Here is a 17517-nt window from a genome sequence, read left to right as displayed (position 1 = left end):
CAAGCGATGGCGCATGACAGACCTAAAAGCCCCCGCCGACTGCCAGACCAAGGCAGACATCCGCACGTCAATTGATGCGCTTGACCATGAGCTTTTAAAAATCTTTGCACAAAGGCAGGGGTATGTCCGGCGGATGGCCCAGCTGAAACAGCACCCGGACGAGGCTTTTGACCACGACCGCATCGAAACCATGGTCGAGGCGATCAAACAGCGGGCGGAAGATCTTGGCCTGGAAGGCGATCAGGTGGAACAAGTCTGGCGCACGCTGATCGACTGGAATGTGGCCTACGAAAAGCGGACGATCGCGGCACGGCTGGAGGTGAAGGAAAACGTCTGAAATTGGCAGTGGTGCAGATGTCTTTCTCCGTTTTTGTCGCCCCAACACCCGCCTTCGCGGGCACTGGCTCCGGCTGGGGCCCGGTAACCTCTTGGAGAAGAAATTTCTCCCATCACTCACTACATGGAATACTAGGTCCCAGCCTGAGTTTATGCCCGCGAAGGCGGGGGCTGGGACGACAATTCAAACTCAGCAAGCAAATCCCCCTGTTCCTTCCAAAAACACTTCCTATCTCTAAAGCTGGACTGCGGCTGTGGAGCCAATGGGCTTTGCGGCGCGCTAATCGCTTGGGGAGGATGGTGTGCAACACGCATATTGGCGGCAGGAAGCCCGGCACGGTTTTATCAGCCATATCTGGACGCTGGTTCTGGCAGTTGTTGCTCTGTTGGGATTTGTGTCAGCACCCGGACAGAACGCGCAGGCGCAATCTGCCGTGACGCTGGAGACCGTTGCCTCAGGACTGTCTTATCCCTGGAGCGTCGCATTTCTCCCCAGCGGCGGCTATCTCATCACCGAGCGGGATGGCGTTTTGAAAGTCGTCAAGGAAGACGGTGACCAGCAAATTGTCCGGGGGACGCCGGAAGTCTTTGCGCAAGGGCAGGGCGGTCTGCTGGATGTTGCGGTCAGCCCCACCTTCGATGCCGATCAAACAATCTTCATGAGTTTTTCCCAAGGATCACCGGAAGGCGCCGGGACATCGCTTTATAGGGCCATTCTTGGACAAGCTGGTCCGGAGTTTGAGCTTGTTGAAGGCGAAACGATCTTCAGAGGCAACAATCGCGGATATGGCGGCCGCCACTTCGGCTCCCGCCTTGTTTTTGATGCCGATGGCAACTTGTTTATGACCCTGGGCGACCGGGGGGAGGCGCCGCGAGCGCAGGACACGCGAGATCATTCCGGTTCTGTGCTGCGTTTGACGTCAGACGGTGCTCCAGCACCTGGAAACCCATTTGCCGGAAACTCCGACTACCAGCCGGAGGTCTGGTCGATCGGGCACCGCAATCCGCAAAGCGCGGCGATCCACCCGGAGACGGGCGTTTTATGGACCGTCGAGCACGGTGCGCGGGGCGGCGATGAGATCAACATTCCGGAGGCTGGTAAGAACTACGGCTGGCCGATCATTTCTTATGGCCGCCATTATTCCGGCGGCAAGATCGGCGAAGGCACGGAAAAGGCCGGATTGGAACAGCCGATCCATTATTGGGATCCGTCGATTGCGCCCTCAGGCATGGCTTTTGTCACCAGCGACAAATACCCGGATTGGAACGGGGCTCTTCTGGTTGGCGCACTCCGCGGCCAGCATCTGGCGAAACTGACGCTTGATGGCGCCCGTGTGGTGAACGAAGAGCAGTTGCTTCAGGATCTTGGCGAGCGCATCCGGGATGTCCGCCAGGGGCCGGACGGCTTTCTCTATGTGCTCACCGACAGCGATGATGGCAAGCTGATCCGGCTCCAGCCCAAGTGACGTTTTGATGGGTCAGTCCAGCGGTATTGGAGAAGGCTCACCATTGAGACTGGTGTCTTGATGCCCGGAGCTTTCTGTTTGAAGGCGGGTCTTCAAAACCGCTGATATGTCCGCTTCCGAAACCGCTGGCGAGAACAGATGGCCTTGCCCGAATTGGCATCCCAGTTTCTGTGCGAGCTGCTTTTGTGCATCTGTTTCTATGCCAATCGCGACGATCGGTTTTTCCAGTCCCTTGATCACTTTGACATAGCTTTCAAAGACCGACGTTCCGATGTCTTCTTGAACCGCATCAGCGAGCAAAAGCCGGTCCAGCTTGATGATATCAAATGGCATCCTGGCCAGTTCCCTGAGGTTGCTGTGACCGGCGCCGTAACCGTCGAGGGCAATCCTGATCCCAAGTGCGGAAAGCTTCGGCAGCGTTATGCTGGCGGTGTTGTAGTGCAAATGCAACGCTGCTTCAGAGACTTCGATGATCAGCCGCGATGGGGCAAATCCAGTCTCGCTAAGGATGCTCTCGATGCGTTCTGCAAGCCGTTTGTCGGACAGCATGGCCGGGCCAAGATTAAAAGACAGCCCGAGCTCTTGCGGCCATTCTTTTGAATTGGCGATCGAGAGGCGCAGGAGGTGTTCGGAAAAGGGCAGTATGAGGCCGAGCTCTTCAGCAAAACCGATAATTTCTTGGGTTGAAAACGGGGAGCCGGTGTTTTCTGGCCAACGGGTCAGGACTTCCACACCCACCACCATTCCGGTTTCCAGATCAAGGATTGGCTGAAAATAGGGAACGAGTTTGTTTTCTTCCAAGGCCGTTCTGACACTCGCCTGCCGCGCTGCCCGTTTGGACACATCTTCGCGCATGAACGATTCAAAGCACGCGACGTTGTTCCGGCCAGCCCGTTTTGCGTAATAAAGCGCTGCATCTGCTGAAAACAGAAGATCTTCCAATTTGGCCGTTTCGTTTGAGTTGGTCGCAATTCCAATGCTGGCACCGACTTCTGCACTGACGCCAAACAGGTCGACCGGTTTGTTCAACAGCCGGACCAGCGCCTCGGCCGCGTCCCGCTGGTCTGTGTTTGGCGTTTCAGATTTCAGTGCAACGATTAGAAACTCATCGCCGCCAAGGCGAAAGACGGTGCTGTTAGAATAGGATTGCCGCAACCTGTCTGCAGTCGCTTCCAGCAGTTTGTCACCTGCGTCATGGCCAAGCAGGTCATTGACCTTCTTGAAGCCATCGAGATCGACCGCCAAAACGGAAATTGTTCCGGCCGGATGGTTCGAAACGTGAAGTGTTTTTGAATACTCAGAGAGATAACGCCGGTTTGGTAAACGCGTCAGTGGATCGTGTTGGGCGAGCCAAGTTGATCGGCGCTCCGCTTTTTTCCGGAGTTTCAGTTCGCGGCCGAGTTCCTGTAGCCGCCGTGCGCCAAATATGAAACCACCTAGTCCGGCAATACTAAACGCCAAAAAAATTTCATCGAGTTCCAAGTCTTCATGGTCTTCCATGAACTCGACGACAATCTCGAATAGATCAACCTCCGCCGCCATCAACCATAAGGCGAGAGCTGTGGCGGAAATTACGATCGCTTCCAATTGAGCTTTAGATAATCTGCCATATAATCTAGTTACTTTTGACAGTAATTCACTCAATATACAGGCCCTTAGCTGGCTGATTGCCAATCAACATCCAGTAAAAAAGCAATTTTGCATACAATGTGTTAAACCGATACCACACATTTCAGCGATGGTTCTTCTATCGCTTGACTTTTCCAGAGCCGGACAGATATACGGAGCGCGGTTTCGAAAGGTCCGAGTCGGGCTTTCGGCCAAAATCGGGCGCTCGCCTCATCCTGGACACCGGTCCAGGAGGAAACTGAGTGGAAATGCACGCTTTTTGAGAAAGCGGTGCGGAAGTCTTCTCACATATGATGCCAGCGCAATCACACGGAGCAACCATGTTTCTGAGCCGGAATGTACTCCAGGCCGGTTGCACCTCCATTGCGGGCGTGGCCCTTGGCCACAAAGGATAAGAATTGACAAAATTTGATGAGCTCGGGCTGTCCGAACACCTCCTGAAGGCTGTTGCGGAGAACGGCTACGATGCGCCGACGCCGATCCAGCAAAAAGCCATACCGCTTGTGCTCGATGGCAGGGACCTGATGGGACTTGCCCAAACAGGCACAGGAAAAACTGCGGCTTTTGGCTTGCCGCTGATCGAGCGTCTTCTCGCGGAGCCGCAAAAGCCAATGGCCAAAGGCACGCGCGCGCTTATCCTGGCGCCGACCCGCGAGCTGGTCAACCAGATCGCCAAGAACCTGATCTCGTTCTTGAAGACCACACCGCTGCGGGTCACATCCGTTGTCGGCGGTGTTTCGATCAATGGCCAAATCAAGCGTCTGTCCAGAGGCACCGATATTCTGGTGGCAACACCGGGCCGCTTGCTGGATCTGGTCGACCGCAAGGCGGTGGATCTTGGGTCTGCGTCTTATCTCGTCCTCGACGAAGCCGATCAGATGCTGGATCTCGGCTTTATTCATGCCCTGCGGCGCATTGCCAGCCTGGTTGCCAAGGAACGCCAGACGCTTCTGTTCTCCGCCACCATGCCCAAGCAGATCAACGAATTGGCGCAGTCTTATCTGACAGATCCGGCGCGTGTTGAAGTGTCTCCGGCTGGCCGTACAGCTGACAAGATCCGCCAGGCGGTGCATTTCATGGATGCCAAGGCCAAGACCGGGTTTTTGGTCGATGTTCTGGCGGGCCAGCCAGACGACATGTCTCTGGTGTTCTGCCGCACCAAACACGGTGCCGAGCGGCTGATGCGCAAGCTCAGCCAGGCGGGGATTGCCGCTGGCTCCATTCACGGCAACAAAAGCCAGAACCAGCGGGACCGAGCCATCAAAGAGTTGCGGGCCGGTGACATCAACGTTCTGGTGGCAACCGATGTTGCAGCCCGCGGGATCGACATCCCGGGCGTCAGCCATGTCTACAACTTCGAACTCCCGGAAGTCGCGGAAGCTTATGTACACCGGATTGGCCGCACAGCCCGGGCAGGGGCCGATGGCGATGCCATTGCCCTGTGCGCACCGGAAGAGATTGGCCTGTTCCGCCAGATCGAAAAACTGATCGGAATTGATATCGCCGTTGCGAGCGGCGAGGTGCCGCCAATGTCGGCTGCCAAAAGCGCAAAACGGGGTAAAAACGGCAAGTCCGGCGGTTCTGGAAGGCCCAGGTTCAACAAGACCGCTGGAGCAGGCGACAACGACAATGGCCGCCGGTTTAATAAAAACCGCCGCCGCCGTCCTCAGTCGCGGAAAACCGCCGCGTAACGCGCCAACCGTCGGCAAAATCATCTGAATGAGTGCTGAAATGAAATGCACCGGGAAGTGGCCTTCCCGGTGCGATGCCTTGCGGTCGATGGGGTCAGTGCAGGTTAGTCCCGCGCTGATGTTTCAAAAGGAACTACCGGGCTCTGAAAACAAGACCGCCGCGTCTCATTTTCGTTGCTGGCAAATCCAGTTCCACAAGGCATCAAAGCCGTTTGGCTCCGTTTAACCGAAGCGCTTTGAGCCATCGGCAGGGACGAAAGCTTCCATTCGCATTGCGTTGTTTTTTGTCTTGGAGTGCCCCGCTAGAGGTAAGCTAAATTAATCAATTGCAATGTGCAAATACAACCAATCGTACTAATGGCAGTGTGTAAATTCCAGAATAATTGTATAAAAACAACATTATAAATAGAGTGCATGGTGTTTTTGTTTGGTTGTATAGGGGCAATTACTAATTGTGGTGAAAGTTGTTGGAGTGCAAGAAGCTCTTTAAATTCAATGAATTGTATTTTGTATTTTCTTTATCTATTGATGTATAGATAATGCTTATAGGGTGAATAACCCTTACACAACTTTGCGTAATTTTCACGATGCAAACGCAAAATTCCGCCGCAGAGCGGTAAGTTATTCAGCAACCGTATAATTTTGATTTGCAGAATATTGCAGCAATTACGCAATTTCAGACGAATCACTGTCAGTAATGACAATTGACTAATTACGCTGCAAAACTATCGAGCCATAAAATATGCTTATGCAGCAGGCGATTGGATCGAATTCTCCAAATAGCGCTTGCCGGACACTTTTATTCCTTGCCTGGGGGGCAGAGGAGCGGCCAGATTGCCCGCTCCCCAGCTGTTGTTGCGCAGGCGATTGTCATCACCTCCGCCAACGTCATTTCAAGTTTATGCCAGCGCTTAAGGGGTCACAATGACAAATACATTCGCGCCTTGGTGGACGACCGGCTGGTAATAGACCGTGCCACAGCGATGATAGGCAATACCGTTGACAATGATGCGGGTGCAGTTTGCCGGAAGGCTTGGGTAATAGCGCGCATGCCGGGTTGAAACGCGGCGGGCCGTGCGCCGTGCGGTTCGCCGGGCAGCGCCAGTGTCAGCCTGTGCCTGGCTGACCGAGAGTGGTCCTGAAATGGAGGATGATGGAAGGACTGCAGAGCCCAGGGTCATCGCGGCGGCAAGGGTACAGGTCATCAACACAGAATGGGTCAATTGCTTCCTCTTAATAAACAATCTGCGGCAAGGCCGCGGGAGGAAGCCCTCTTGATCCCAAAGGGTGACGGATATTTGAATGAAATGCGGCGGCAAAGGGAAATAGTAGAGAAAAAGCAGCCACATATCTAAACATGCGGCTGCTTTTCCAAGATCTGTTAACTGTTACGCGGGCCGTTACATGTTCGGATAGTTCGGGCCGCCAGCGCCTTCCGGCACCGTCCAAGTGATATTGCCGTTCGGGTCCTTGATGTCACAGGTCTTGCAATGGACGCAGTTCTGAGAGTTGATCTGGAACTTCGGCGCGCTGCCGTCTTCTTCCACCCACTCATACACACCAGCCGGGCAATAGCGGTTCGACGGGCCAGCAAAAACGTCGTGTTCTGACATCTTCTGTAGGGTCTCATCGGCCACCTTCAGGTGGATCGGCTGATCTTCCTCATGGTTGGTGTTGGACAGGAAGACCGACGACAACTTGTCGAAGGAAATCACACCATCCGGCTTCGGATAATCGATCTTCTTGCAGTCCTTGGCCGGTTTCAGCGTCTCTGAATCCTTTTTGCCGTGTTTCATTGTGCCAAAGAAGGAGAAGCCGAACAGCTCGTTGGTCCACATGTCCAGGCCGCCCATGGCAACGCCCAGCGCCAAGCCGAACTTGGACCAGAGCGGCTTCACGTTGCGAACCTTCCAAAGATCCTTACCGATCGAGCTTTCGCGCCAAGCGGTGTCGTAATTGGTCAGTTCGCTGTTCGCTTCGCCGCGGCCAAGAGCTGCCATAACTTCTTCGGCGGCCAGCATGCCGGACAGCATAGCGTTGTGAGAGCCTTTAATGCGCGGGACGTTCAAGAGACCGGCCGAACAGCCCATCAAGAGACCGCCCGGGAAAGACAGTTTCGGGACGGACTGATAGCCGCCTTCGGTGATAGCTCTGGCGCCATAAGCTATGCGTTTACCGCCTTCAAATGTTTCCCGGACTGCCGGGTGGGTTTTGAAGCGCTGGAATTCGTCGAAAGGTGACAGCCAAGGGTTTTCATAGTTGAGGTGAACCACGAAGCCGACAGCAACCTGGTTGTCTTCCAGGTGGTAGAGGAAAGAGCCGCCACCGGTCTTGCGGTCCAAGGGCCAGCCGAAGGAATGTTGAACGAGACCCTGTTTGTGTTTGGCCGGGTCAATTTGCCACAGCTCTTTGATGCCGATCCCGAACTTGGGAACGTCGCTGTCCTGGTCGAGATCATATTTCTCGATCAGCTCTTTGGCGAGCGAACCACGGGCCCCTTCACCGATCAATGTGTATTTGCCGCGCAGTTCCATGCCGCGGGTGAACATGGCGTTGGGCTTGCCGTCCCGGCCAATCCCCATATCGCCGGTGGCCACGCCAACGACCTTTCCGTCATCGTCATAAAGCACTTCGGCTGCGGCAAAGCCTGGATAGATTTCAACACCAAGCGCTTCGGCCTTTTCAGCAAGCCAGCGGCAGACATTGCCCAAGGAGACGATGTAATTGCCATGGTTGTTCATCAGCTTAGGCATAAACAGGTTTGGCAGCCGCATGGAACCTGCCGGCCCCAGCAGAATGAACTGGTCGTCCGTTACCGCGGTTTTGAGCGGGCTGTCTTCTTCACGCCATTCAGGCAGCAGTTGGTCTAGAGCAATCGGATCGACGACGGCGCCCGAGAGAATATGCGCACCGACTTCAGACCCCTTCTCCAAAACGACAATGCTGATGTCTTCGCCTTTTTCAGCAGATATCTGCTTCAAACGGATCGCGGCTGCAAGGCCAGCGGGGCCAGCCCCAACAATGACCACATCCACATCCATGCTTTCGCGTTCGCCCAGCGCGTCCTGTTCGCTCATCTTGTCTCCCTCCGCCCAATGTCGCTGTGCAGGTTTCGCTCGGTTTGCCGTCAAGTGATGGGCAAATCCCGACATTTTCCATATGAAAATGCGAAACCTGTAGCCGAATGATCGTATTTGGGGCCAGATAGACCAAAGCAAGAGCCGGGCGTCAAGCCCAAAAGTTACGTTTACGTAAACGTAAATTGTCGCAGGGTGGATAATGTGACGTAACGTTGTGCCGATGGGGCTGAGTTGTGGAGCACTTGTGGTTAGCCTATGCCTGCGCAGCTCACCATCTTGGCACGCTTTCGGGAATGACATAGTTTGACGGCCACTTAACTGCTCATTGGGTGGTGCTAGGACGTCAGCACCGCTGATTGCGCTTTACACCGATCGCGAGGGCCGTTGCCGGCAACGCAGGAGACACCGTTTGCAACAAAGCCCACCGCAATCTCGGCATCTAGAAGCTCTGCTGGATTTTTATCTGGCATCGGGCGTGGATGCAGCTTTGGGCGATGATCCGGTCGACTGGGTTAAATTGACCCAAATCCATGCCGAACAGCGGCAACAGAAGACTCCTATGCCGCCCGCTGGGCCCGCTGGATCAGGGTCGGGCAACTTGGGCCAGAGGCCCCCCACAACGGGACACCTGCCAGCCGCTGCGGCGCCGTCAGTTCTTGCAGGGGCCACTGCAGCCGGTCAAGCAGGCCAAAGGGGCAGTGCCAGCTTAACCGACCACGGGGCCATTCCCGACCAGGCGGCCATTGCGGCGGCACGGGATTTGGCCGCTGGGGCAGCAAACCTCGAAGACTTGCGCGCCTGCTTGGATAGTTTCGATGGCTGCAACTTGAAGCGGACGGCCAAAAAGCTTGTCTTTGCAGATGGCAGCCCAGATGCGCGTGTCATGTTGATTGGCGAAGCGCCGGGCCGCGACGAGGATCTCCAAGGAAAACCGTTTGTCGGCCGGTCGGGCCAGCTTCTTGATCGGATGCTTCAGGCAATCCACCTCGACCGTTCATCCGTTTACATCGCCAATACAGTACCTTGGCGTCCACCGGGAAACCGGACGCCCACGCCACAGGAAACCGAAATCTGCCGTCCATTCATTCAAAGACAGATCGAATTGGTCAATCCGGACGTGCTTGTGTTTTTAGGAGCAGCTTCTGCCAAGACGCTGCTCGGTGTTCAAGACGGAATCCGCAAGATGCGCGGCCGTTGGATGTCTTACTCGATAAACGGGCGGGATATTGCGGCTGTGGCGACATATCATCCAGCTTACCTTTTGCGCAGCCCTTTGGAAAAACGCCTCTCCTGGCGGGATTTTTTGAGTATACACGCAAAAATTGCGATTTAGAAATTCGCTCTTTTAAGCTTCTAATTTCTTCCGTCCGGAACACAGGTGCAGCTTGGTAGGAAAAAATAGAAGGAGCTCTCAATTCCGCAATGTAAATTTCTAAAAAACTTCCGCGTCTCATGGAAGTTAAAAGCAAATTGCTGATTTCTTAAGAGAAAACGCAGTTTCTTCCTAAGAAGTAATGTCTCGAATTGTAAAGAAATTTGCAGATAAGTTGCAATTTATTTCCAGTGTTAAATCTGTATTTGTAATTATAACCCTAGAATATCTGACGATAGGTACGGAGGGATTTGCGGCGAGATAGTTGGAGATCTGATTTGAAGGAAATCGTGGAAAAATACTCTGGGGACTCTAACATCCTGGTTCTGGTCCTCGATTTTGAGACACTGGACTGCGAGGAAGCCGTTGCAACCAATATCAATGGTTCCGGTTGCCGGGTCTTATCCACGACACATTCCGAATTGGACAAACTGATCGGTCTCCGTTTGGCCGGGGTCGACAAGATGATCAAGGGCCGGATCCGCGAAGTTCGACCTGAGGAAGTTCGAGTTGCCTTTGAATTTCAAGACGACGTTGCCTGCGAAAAGCGTAAAGAGCGGCGCCGGCCGGTTTCAATTGCGGCAAATGTGTCGGCGAGCGAGAAAACGAAATTCCTGAAGTGCAAGATCGTCGATGCCAGCCTCTCAGGGTGCCGACTTCATTGTGAGCATCTGGAATTCCTGTCAGATTCAATCATTCTAAAAATTCCGGGCATGGATTTACCGGTTCGCGGGCGCATAATGTGGCGGTCCGGCAACTATGCCGGGGTGAAGATGATGTGGCAGTTCAGTCGGAAAACTGAATTTATGGCTGCAGAGAAAATCAAACCGCCAGGACTTCATAAAAAGGGTCAGCTCGAGAACGGCCAACGGGTCATGAAGGCCCAAAAGAGCTCCCCCTTTGGCCTGAAAAGAGGGCACTGAGCCACACAGGCGCATGAGCGGCATTGGCATATCCCTAGGTACCCCCTATATCTCGGAGACCATTCAGAATTCTTGGGAAAATCCTACGTGCTGTCTTTCTTGCGCCGCCTTCTGCCCGGTTTTTTAAAAAATGATGCTCCGGTCATCCCAGTTGTCCGCCTTCAGGGGGCCATTGGCATGTCCAGCCCGCTGCGGCCTGGCCTGACGTTGGCAACGGCCGCGTTGCCGCTGGAAAAGGCCTTTTCTATGAAAAAGGCGCCGGCCGTGGCGCTGATTGTGAATTCTCCGGGCGGCTCTCCGGTCCAGTCGCGGTTGATCTTTCAGCGGATCCGGGATCTTGCCAAGGAAAACGAAAAAGACGTCCTTGTTTTCGTGGAAGATGTGGCCGCCAGCGGCGGTTACATGATCGCGCTTGCAGGCGATGAGATCATTGTCGATCCATCTTCTGTGGTGGGCTCCATTGGTGTTGTTGCAGCCGGCTTCGGGTTCACCGAAATGATCAAGAAGATCGGCGTCGAGCGCCGGGTTTATACGGCGGGCGAGAAAAAGGTCACACTAGACCCCTTCCAGCCGGAAGTGGCTGAAGACATTGAGTATTTGAAAACTCTGCAGCAAGAGATCCACGACACGTTTATAGACATGGTCAAATCCCGGCGTGCCGATGTTCTGTCGGATGATCCGGATCTGTTTACTGGAAAGTTCTGGACCGGCACCAGTGCGATGAACCTTGGTCTTGTGGATTCCATCGGGGATCTGCGCGGTGTCTTGAAAAAGCGCTACGGCGAAAAGGCGGAAGCAAAACTGATTTCAGCGCCGCGGGGTATGTTTGGACGCAAGGCAGCTGTGGGTGTTGGTATCGAACCGTCAGCATTGACCGCCGGGCTTGGCAATGAACTTATTTCCGCGGCCGAAGAACGGCTGATGTGGCAGCGCTTCGGTCTTTAAAAAGACGTATTGCGGGGTTTGTGTGAAAACAGGAACAGGGGACGTCAAATGACAGAGTTGATAGGGGCCGCCGCCCTTGCCGTTGGCGGGTATTGGATCGTGCAGCGGATCAAGCGGAAAATGGCCGAAGTGGAAAATCACATTTCAAATGCGGCCGCCAAGGCCGATCCGGCGGGCCGCGGCGAGAAGCTTGTTTTTGATCCTACGAGCGGCAAATACCGGCCCCAATCCTGAGGCCGGTTTTTTTATATTAGCCGAGTGTTTTCTGCTCAGCTTTGAGCGGGTTGATATTGCCGGGATGTAAAGAGCCCATATCTCAAGTCGTTTTTCCGCGCAGTGATCGCAAGCACGACCACTGTCATCACGAGGAGCATCAGCTCAGAGGCTGGTCCTGCCAGCCAGATACCCGGTTCTCCGGCAACAGCAGCCAATCCAAAGATCAAAGGGATCAGGAACAGATACGGCTTGATCAAGCTGAGGATTGCCGCGCGGCTGGCATCGCCGATTGCCTGAAAATAGGCTGCGATGATCATCAAGGGCCCCGCTGCAAAGAACAAAGCCGTCATGACCGGCAGAATGCGCGTGATTTCACTTTGAACAAGGGCGTCAGTGGTGAACAGCTCTGCGATCCAGACCCCAAAAAAATTCACAAAGGCCTGAGTTCCGAGGCAATAGACCAGAGACACGATCATACCGAGTCGCAGACTGTCATCTGACCGGGCCCAGAGCCGGGCACCGTAATTGTTGCCAATGATCGATTGCAGGGCCATCGACAATCCAAGGTGCGGCAGGATGATGAAGGTCATGATCCGGGTCAAAATGCCGTAAGCCGCAATGGTCGCCTCGTAGTTGGCCGCCTGCACCCATTGCAGGGCCGCAATGGTGGCGGCGGTCCCAAGAGAAATTCCTAGGAAATTCAGGCTTTGCGGAGCCCCAAGCGCCAGGATGTCCCGCCAGCCGTAGATCATGCGATTGTGAAACAGCACGCGCGGCGGCAGATGTGTTTGTTTTACCACTCTGTAGCCCAGCATGATGACCAGAGCGAGTACCTGCGCACACACGGTTCCATAGGCCGAACCCGTGACACCCAGCCCCAACAGAACAATCAGGACATAGTTGAACCCGATATTCGACAAGGATACCAGCAGGCTCGATGCGGCCATGAAACCGACCATGCCCTCGTTGCGAAGTGCGTCGGAATTGACGGCGAGCACAAAGAAGACCGGGGCCCACACAATACTGATCTGCATGTAGGTGTGGCCCATCTCGGCGATCGTTACTGCACCGTTTGCAGCAATCAGCGTCAGCGGCTGGCCGAAACTGAAAAAGAGAATAATAAGCAGCAAACTGATGGCCAGGGCGAGGCCATGGGCGCCAGTGTAGATCGCCTGCGCATCGGCAAACCGGCCGGCCCCCAGATGACGGGCCAGCACACTCGACATGCCGTTTGAGACAAGGGTCGCTAAAGCGATGATCAGCATGCTGGCAGGAAACATCAAGGTCACGGCGCTCAGCGCATCAGGCCCGACGTAAATCCCAAGAAAGATCGCATCCACGACTGTCAGGAGGCCGTTCATGCTCATGACAAAGATGATCGGCAGGGCGGTTTTGGCCAGTAGCGGCCCAAGGGGACTTTTGACAAAAAAATTGTCTTGAACAGTGCCGGTCGACATTCTGCTCTCCATATCAATCATTTCGAATTAAGAGCAGTTCAAACGAACAGTGACCGGCTCTCAGGAAGGACCCGCATTGCTTCCGTCACGAAATGTGTGGCGGAACAGATGATCGAAAAACTCCAGATCTTCACCAGGACAAGTGTCTGCGGGAGGCGGGGGCTGGACCCGCGCGAAAAGGTATCGCCATTTGCTGTTATTGTCAAAGCTGCAAGACACTGCCTCGAGCCGATAGGGTCGGAAGTCTCCTGAAAAGAAACAAAACCCCGGAAGTCAAACAGGCTTCCGGGGCTTATCATGTCAGGCAGAAAGGCCCAGGCCGCTCAAGGCTCTCCAGAAACGCGCGGATGAATGTAATCCGGTTCCATGCCTGCCTTTTTCATTGCTATGCCGGTGAGGAATTGGAACATCGTCCGGCGGACCAACCTGGCAGTCTGCTGGCCCTTGTTGTCATAAAACGGATTGAACTCCACAAAGTCGACGCCGACGATCGTTTTGGTCGCTGCAAATTGGCGCAGCATTGGGAACAGGTCTTCCGGATGCGATCCGATGGGTGAAGATGATCCGGTCCCTGGAGCATAACTCATATCAAATGTATCGATATCGAAGGACACATAGACAAGATCGATGTCTTTCAAGTCATTGTAGATTTTGTTGAAAGTCTCCTCGACGCCATCCCGGCGGATTTCGTGAATGTGATAGACTTTACCGCCTTCTGCAGCCACTTGATCCCATTCTTCTGGACCAAAAACCGGCGTCGCCATCCCGTATTGGATGACATGCTTGCCTTCGACCATGCCTTCAGAGACAGCCCGGTTCATGAAGCTGCCGGAATGATAATAGGCGCCGAATTTGCCCATGCCGGAATCACGATCGAGATGAACGTCAAAGTGAACAAAGGCGACGTTGTTTTTACCGTAAACATCGACAATGCCGCGGAATGTGCCGTTGGGAACCGAGTGGTCGCCGCCAACAATGAATGGGATGGCCCCGACCGAAGCGACATCCCGTGTCATTCGGCGGATTTCCTTGAGCGTTTCAGCCTGATTGTAGGCGTTCAGCCCGGCATCGCCGTAATCGACCGCATTGAGGATCGTAAACGGCGCCAGCAAGGTTTCATATTCCACCCAGCTCAGCGGGAATTTCGGGTCACCATAACCGCCATAATCGCGAGTCGTGCGAACTTCGGCAGGCGCCCACATGTTGCCGGCCGAATGGGGCAACGCCCCAGTTGGTGCGCCAAAAATCGCAACGTCAATCTCTCCGACCTTGAGATCCTCCGGGGTGAGAGCCACAGGCAGTTTGAAAAATGTCTGGATACCAACCGGCTCCATTTGCAATTGATAACGCTGGACGTCCATCGGGCCGGCTGGCCGTCCTGACGGCTTGCGTTCTTCTCGCCAGATGTTGGTCGACTTGTCCTGCTTGATGTTCATTTTGGTCGGATCGCCTGGGACTTCGTGCGGCATTGGCCCGATGTTCTCGTTTGGCCCAGCTTCGGCGATGTCTTTGAGCATTTGGGCATGACCGGCCGTCGCCAATGTTGTCATCAGGCCGCCCGCGAGCAACGCCGGCAGTCCCCATTTCCTGAAATTCATTTCTAGCCTCCCAAAAACAACGAGCTCTGACGCAAGGGCACAGGTCCTTGACCGGAGATGAAACACTGCCATTATTCAAAACGAGGGGCTGTTCAGATCGTGCAAGATTTATCAATTTTCTTATTGCGGACGGGGCAATGAATTCAGACTGCGTGCGTTTCGAAACCTTTGATGAAATCGAAATGTTCTGGTTTGAAACCATGGGCATTAGCCCTTCCCTTACACAGCTTACAGCCGGACCTCTTAACTTCGAACTGCGTGCGGAGGATTTTGAAGGAGTCACCTTGAACTGGGTACGCAGCGAGGGGCGCCAGCTTTGGCGCGATGTTCTGGAAGGAGATGGCCTTCATATCGGTTATATGATCGAGAGCGAGGGAACCGTTCTGAGTTCCGGCCTCGAAGTCGGGTCGAAAGACGCGCTTGTCTGGCACCCGGGACAAGAGACCGACTACCTGTTGCATGGCCCGCTTCTGAGCCTTGAGATTTCCGTGTCAGAAGATCTCGTTGACGTGCTTGGATGGACCCCACGCGGGGCGCCGTTAAGGCGGATTCCAGGTGAACGTTTGAACCGGCTAACGGAAGTCTGCCGGACAGCAAGCCGGTGGTTGCGGTTGCAGGAGGTCTCAGACAGTCCCGAATTCCGCAATCAAAAACGCATGTGGCGGGACCATGTCCTGGAGGTTCTGTCAGAAGTCTTGATGCCGTGGATGGAAGCTCAATCTGTGAGCGTGTCCGCAATTCCAGCCTCCCGGCAGCACAAAATCGTCCGATCCGCCGAAACAGTTTTCGAACTGGGTGAAGACGATGTACAGGGCGATATCGAGACCCTGGCCGGACAGCTGGGGATGTCTAAGCGCAAGCTTTATTATGCTTTTCAGTCAACTCTGGGGATTGGGCCACGCCGGTACTTCGAGCTGCGCCGTCTTCATGCGCTGCGGCGCGAGCTGAAGCGATTGCATAAGGACGACTGTACCGTGACCGAGCTGGCCCACGCCCATGGGTTCACTCAGCTGGGCCGTGTGGCGGGTCTTTACAAGACCCATTTCGGCGAAACGCCAAGTGAAACTTTGAGACGGTCTGTCTGACACCGAACGCTATCACCAAATTCATCCGCTGCTTTTTCCATGACCTGGACGCAGATGCGCTTGGCAAGGCTTGTCTAGCGTTGGCGTATCCGCACGATAGTCAACCCGACAATTTCGGCCAAAAAGTATTACGGTGGTGAATGAGCTTAACAGCAACTTCAAATTGTGATATCGTAATATTTAATAATAAAAATAATCACTTAGTTAACTTGTGAACGACGTTGGAGGAATTGATGAAACAGAATTCCCTCACATGTGCTGCTGTTGCCGGCGTGAGCCTGGCCCTTCTCGGCAGCGGCGTGGCCCTAGCGAAAGACTGCCCACCGGTCGACCGCCAGCCGGCGACCCAGGCCTTGATCAATCTGGTTGAGGAAGACAAGAACCTGCGCAATTCACTGGTGCAATCGATTGAGCTTGGCCAACGGGTCAATGATGACCCGAACACCAATCCAGTGGCGAGCCTCAATGACTATTATGACTTTGTTGATGCGCTGGTGACCTATAATCCGCAGAACATCGATACGAATGTCCATAACGGTGCTATCCGCGTCAGCATGGACGGCAAAAACTACTGCAACTGGAACATCCTGGACATGCTGTCGTACAGCTATTTCCTGGTCGACCGGCAATTAACAACAGATCCGCGTGGTCAGCTGCAGTTCGAAAATGAGACCTTTTCCAACTGGATGCGCACCATCGCCCAATCCTGGGGTGACTATCTGGAAACGCCAGCATCGGCGGCGCATGTGCCGGACTTCACGTCCGACCCCAATTTCGGCGATTGGTATTGCCCACCGTCTGGGGGCTACACCACCTTCCAGGATTTCTTTGTGCGCGAGCTCTGCGCTACGCAGTTTCCAACCGGGTCTCGGCCCGTGCAGGGCTACAAAGACCCCAATACAGTGGTCTCCATCGGCGATTCCAACTCTGCCGGTTGGTGGGCAATCAGCAACAACGGCAAACTGATCACCGATTATGACACGGTCAGCCAGGCCGGCCAGCTGATCAAAGGCAAGCTTTACAGCGATGTGCACACCTTCATCACCGGCGAGCCGGACGAAAAGGTGATTGCCGAATTTGGCTCCATTGATCCCAGTATCTTTGATGGCGGCACCTGGACCCATCAGTTCCTCAACGTGAACAATTATCACCGTCTGCATGTGCCAGTGGCTGGCAAGCTGATCTATATGAAGCATCTGCAGTCTGCGGTGCGGCTGAAATCTGGTTGGAAAGAAGCCGTGGAGCCGGGCGGGATTGCCTATTATGACCCGCAGGACACCGCTGACTGGCAATTCGGTCAGACCCGCATGGTGATCGGCATTGAAACCGAAGATCATGGTGTGGTGGTAATTTCGCCGATGGGCATGGCCCAAGTGAGTGCCATCCAGCCGCGCGATTGGGTTCAGGAAGGGGCTATGGCCGAAAAGGGCTGGGAGTTTGCCAATTTCGCCTTCGGCGGCTCGGACTTCGTGGTGATTTTCCAGGAAAAAGCGGATTTTCAGCTGACCGTTCCGCATATGCGTGAACCGGCGCCGGGGGCAGGCGTCAATTATGTGCCATCGCTTCAGGGTGAACGGTATGGCTGCTTTGGTGGCGGAATTGATTGCAGCGTCGAGCCGGTACTTCCGCCACCATCCCCACCCGATGGCCAGTAAGCGGGCAAGTCAGAGCATTAGATAAAGAAGCGTCAGGCCTTTCCCCGGTGAACCGGGGAGGGGC

Annotated in this window: 14 protein-coding genes; 9 read left to right on the top strand and 5 right to left on the bottom strand. The window is 54.5% G+C overall.

Going from position 1 to position 17517, the window contains the following annotated elements; all coding sequences use genetic code 11:
- The first annotated feature begins 13 nt into the window (after positions 1–13).
- Positions 14–337 carry a chorismate mutase gene (locus ACOOFE_RS21130; protein WP_420411896.1) on the top strand — a complete coding sequence of 108 codons (324 nt, stop codon included), beginning with the start codon at positions 14–16 and terminating at the stop codon, positions 335–337.
- A gap of 361 nt (positions 338–698) precedes the next feature.
- The gene (locus ACOOFE_RS21125; RefSeq protein WP_420415615.1) at positions 699–1802 is read left to right on the top strand and encodes a PQQ-dependent sugar dehydrogenase; all 1104 of its coding nucleotides are present in this window, start codon (positions 699–701) and stop codon (positions 1800–1802) included.
- Between the two features lie 12 nt (positions 1803–1814).
- Here the strand turns inward: ACOOFE_RS21125 and ACOOFE_RS21120 are convergent, their stop codons facing one another.
- Positions 1815–3389: a putative bifunctional diguanylate cyclase/phosphodiesterase gene (locus tag ACOOFE_RS21120; RefSeq protein ID WP_420411895.1), complete on the bottom strand. Its 1575-nt coding sequence runs from the start codon at positions 3387–3389 to the stop codon at positions 1815–1817.
- 440 nt (positions 3390–3829) lie between these two features.
- Here ACOOFE_RS21120 and ACOOFE_RS21115 point away from each other — a divergent pair, with 440 nt between their 5' ends.
- A complete protein-coding gene (locus tag ACOOFE_RS21115; protein WP_420411894.1) occupies positions 3830–5122 on the top strand; it encodes a DEAD/DEAH box helicase in 1293 nt (430 codons plus the stop codon).
- A gap of 911 nt (positions 5123–6033) precedes the next feature.
- Here ACOOFE_RS21115 and ACOOFE_RS21110 read toward each other — a convergent pair.
- Both ACOOFE_RS21110 and ACOOFE_RS21105 read right to left on the bottom strand, forming a co-directional pair.
- Positions 6034–6345, bottom strand: coding sequence for a hypothetical protein (locus tag ACOOFE_RS21110; RefSeq protein ID WP_141188180.1), 312 nt, complete (start codon positions 6343–6345; stop codon positions 6034–6036).
- A gap of 177 nt (positions 6346–6522) precedes the next feature.
- Complete coding sequence (locus tag ACOOFE_RS21105) at positions 6523–8199, bottom strand: electron transfer flavoprotein-ubiquinone oxidoreductase (protein WP_420411893.1); 1677 nt, start codon at positions 8197–8199, stop codon at positions 6523–6525.
- A 412-nt stretch (positions 8200–8611) separates the two neighbouring features.
- Here ACOOFE_RS21105 and ACOOFE_RS21100 point away from each other — a divergent pair, with 412 nt between their 5' ends.
- The 4 genes from ACOOFE_RS21100 (at position 8612) to ACOOFE_RS21085 (ending at position 11676) form a co-directional block, all read left to right on the top strand.
- Positions 8612–9535: a uracil-DNA glycosylase gene (locus tag ACOOFE_RS21100; protein ID WP_420411892.1), complete on the top strand. Its 924-nt coding sequence runs from the start codon at positions 8612–8614 to the stop codon at positions 9533–9535.
- Positions 9536–9852: 317 nt separating this feature from the next.
- Entirely contained in the window at positions 9853–10497 is a 645-nt protein-coding gene (locus ACOOFE_RS21095) for a PilZ domain-containing protein (RefSeq protein WP_420411891.1), read from the top strand.
- An 87-nt stretch (positions 10498–10584) separates the two neighbouring features.
- Positions 10585–11442: a S49 family peptidase gene (locus ACOOFE_RS21090; RefSeq protein ID WP_420411890.1), complete on the top strand. Its 858-nt coding sequence runs from the start codon at positions 10585–10587 to the stop codon at positions 11440–11442.
- A gap of 48 nt (positions 11443–11490) precedes the next feature.
- Positions 11491–11676, top strand: a complete 186-nt coding sequence (locus ACOOFE_RS21085) for a hypothetical protein (RefSeq protein WP_420411889.1) — start codon at positions 11491–11493, stop codon at positions 11674–11676.
- Positions 11677–11711: 35 nt separating this feature from the next.
- Here the strand turns inward: ACOOFE_RS21085 and ACOOFE_RS21080 are convergent, their stop codons facing one another.
- Together ACOOFE_RS21080 and ACOOFE_RS21075 are read right to left on the bottom strand one after the other, a co-directional pair.
- Entirely contained in the window at positions 11712–13115 is a 1404-nt protein-coding gene (locus ACOOFE_RS21080) for an MATE family efflux transporter (RefSeq protein ID WP_420411888.1), read from the bottom strand.
- 323 nt (positions 13116–13438) lie between these two features.
- Positions 13439–14713, bottom strand: a complete 1275-nt coding sequence (locus tag ACOOFE_RS21075; RefSeq protein WP_420411887.1) for an arginase family protein — start codon at positions 14711–14713, stop codon at positions 13439–13441.
- Between the two features lie 137 nt (positions 14714–14850).
- Between ACOOFE_RS21075 and ACOOFE_RS21070 the strand changes: the two genes are divergently transcribed.
- Positions 14851–15798 (top strand): helix-turn-helix domain-containing protein, encoded by a 948-nt coding sequence (locus ACOOFE_RS21070; RefSeq protein ID WP_420411886.1) that lies wholly within the window; start codon positions 14851–14853, stop codon positions 15796–15798.
- A 233-nt stretch (positions 15799–16031) separates the two neighbouring features.
- Entirely contained in the window at positions 16032–17453 is a 1422-nt protein-coding gene (locus ACOOFE_RS21065) for a phosphatidylserine decarboxylase (RefSeq protein ID WP_420411885.1), read from the top strand.
- The last annotated feature ends 64 nt before the right edge of the window (positions 17454–17517 follow it).

This window comes from Roseibium sp., from assembly GCF_965216085.1.
In the GTDB taxonomy this organism is placed as follows: Bacteria; Pseudomonadota; Alphaproteobacteria; order Rhizobiales; family Stappiaceae; genus Roseibium.
This window is presented reverse-complemented; position numbering and strand designations above follow the sequence as displayed.

What these genes read in the sequence shown, in the direction of transcription:
- ACOOFE_RS21070 (WP_420411886.1), top strand. Translation starts at nt 14,851, where the DNA reads ATGAATTCAGACTGCGTGCGTTTCGAAACCTTTGATGAAATCGAAATG.
- ACOOFE_RS21065 (WP_420411885.1), top strand. Translation starts at nt 16,032, where the DNA reads ATGAAACAGAATTCCCTCACATGTGCTGCTGTTGCCGGCGTGAGCCTG.
- ACOOFE_RS21080 (WP_420411888.1), bottom strand. Translation starts at nt 13,115, where the DNA reads ATGTCGACCGGCACTGTTCAAGACAATTTTTTTGTCAAAAGTCCCCTT.
- ACOOFE_RS21105 (WP_420411893.1), bottom strand. Translation starts at nt 8,199, where the DNA reads ATGAGCGAACAGGACGCGCTGGGCGAACGCGAAAGCATGGATGTGGAT.
- ACOOFE_RS21075 (WP_420411887.1), bottom strand. Translation starts at nt 14,713, where the DNA reads ATGAATTTCAGGAAATGGGGACTGCCGGCGTTGCTCGCGGGCGGCCTG.
- ACOOFE_RS21085 (WP_420411889.1), top strand. Translation starts at nt 11,491, where the DNA reads ATGACAGAGTTGATAGGGGCCGCCGCCCTTGCCGTTGGCGGGTATTGG.
- ACOOFE_RS21130 (WP_420411896.1), top strand. Translation starts at nt 14, where the DNA reads ATGACAGACCTAAAAGCCCCCGCCGACTGCCAGACCAAGGCAGACATC.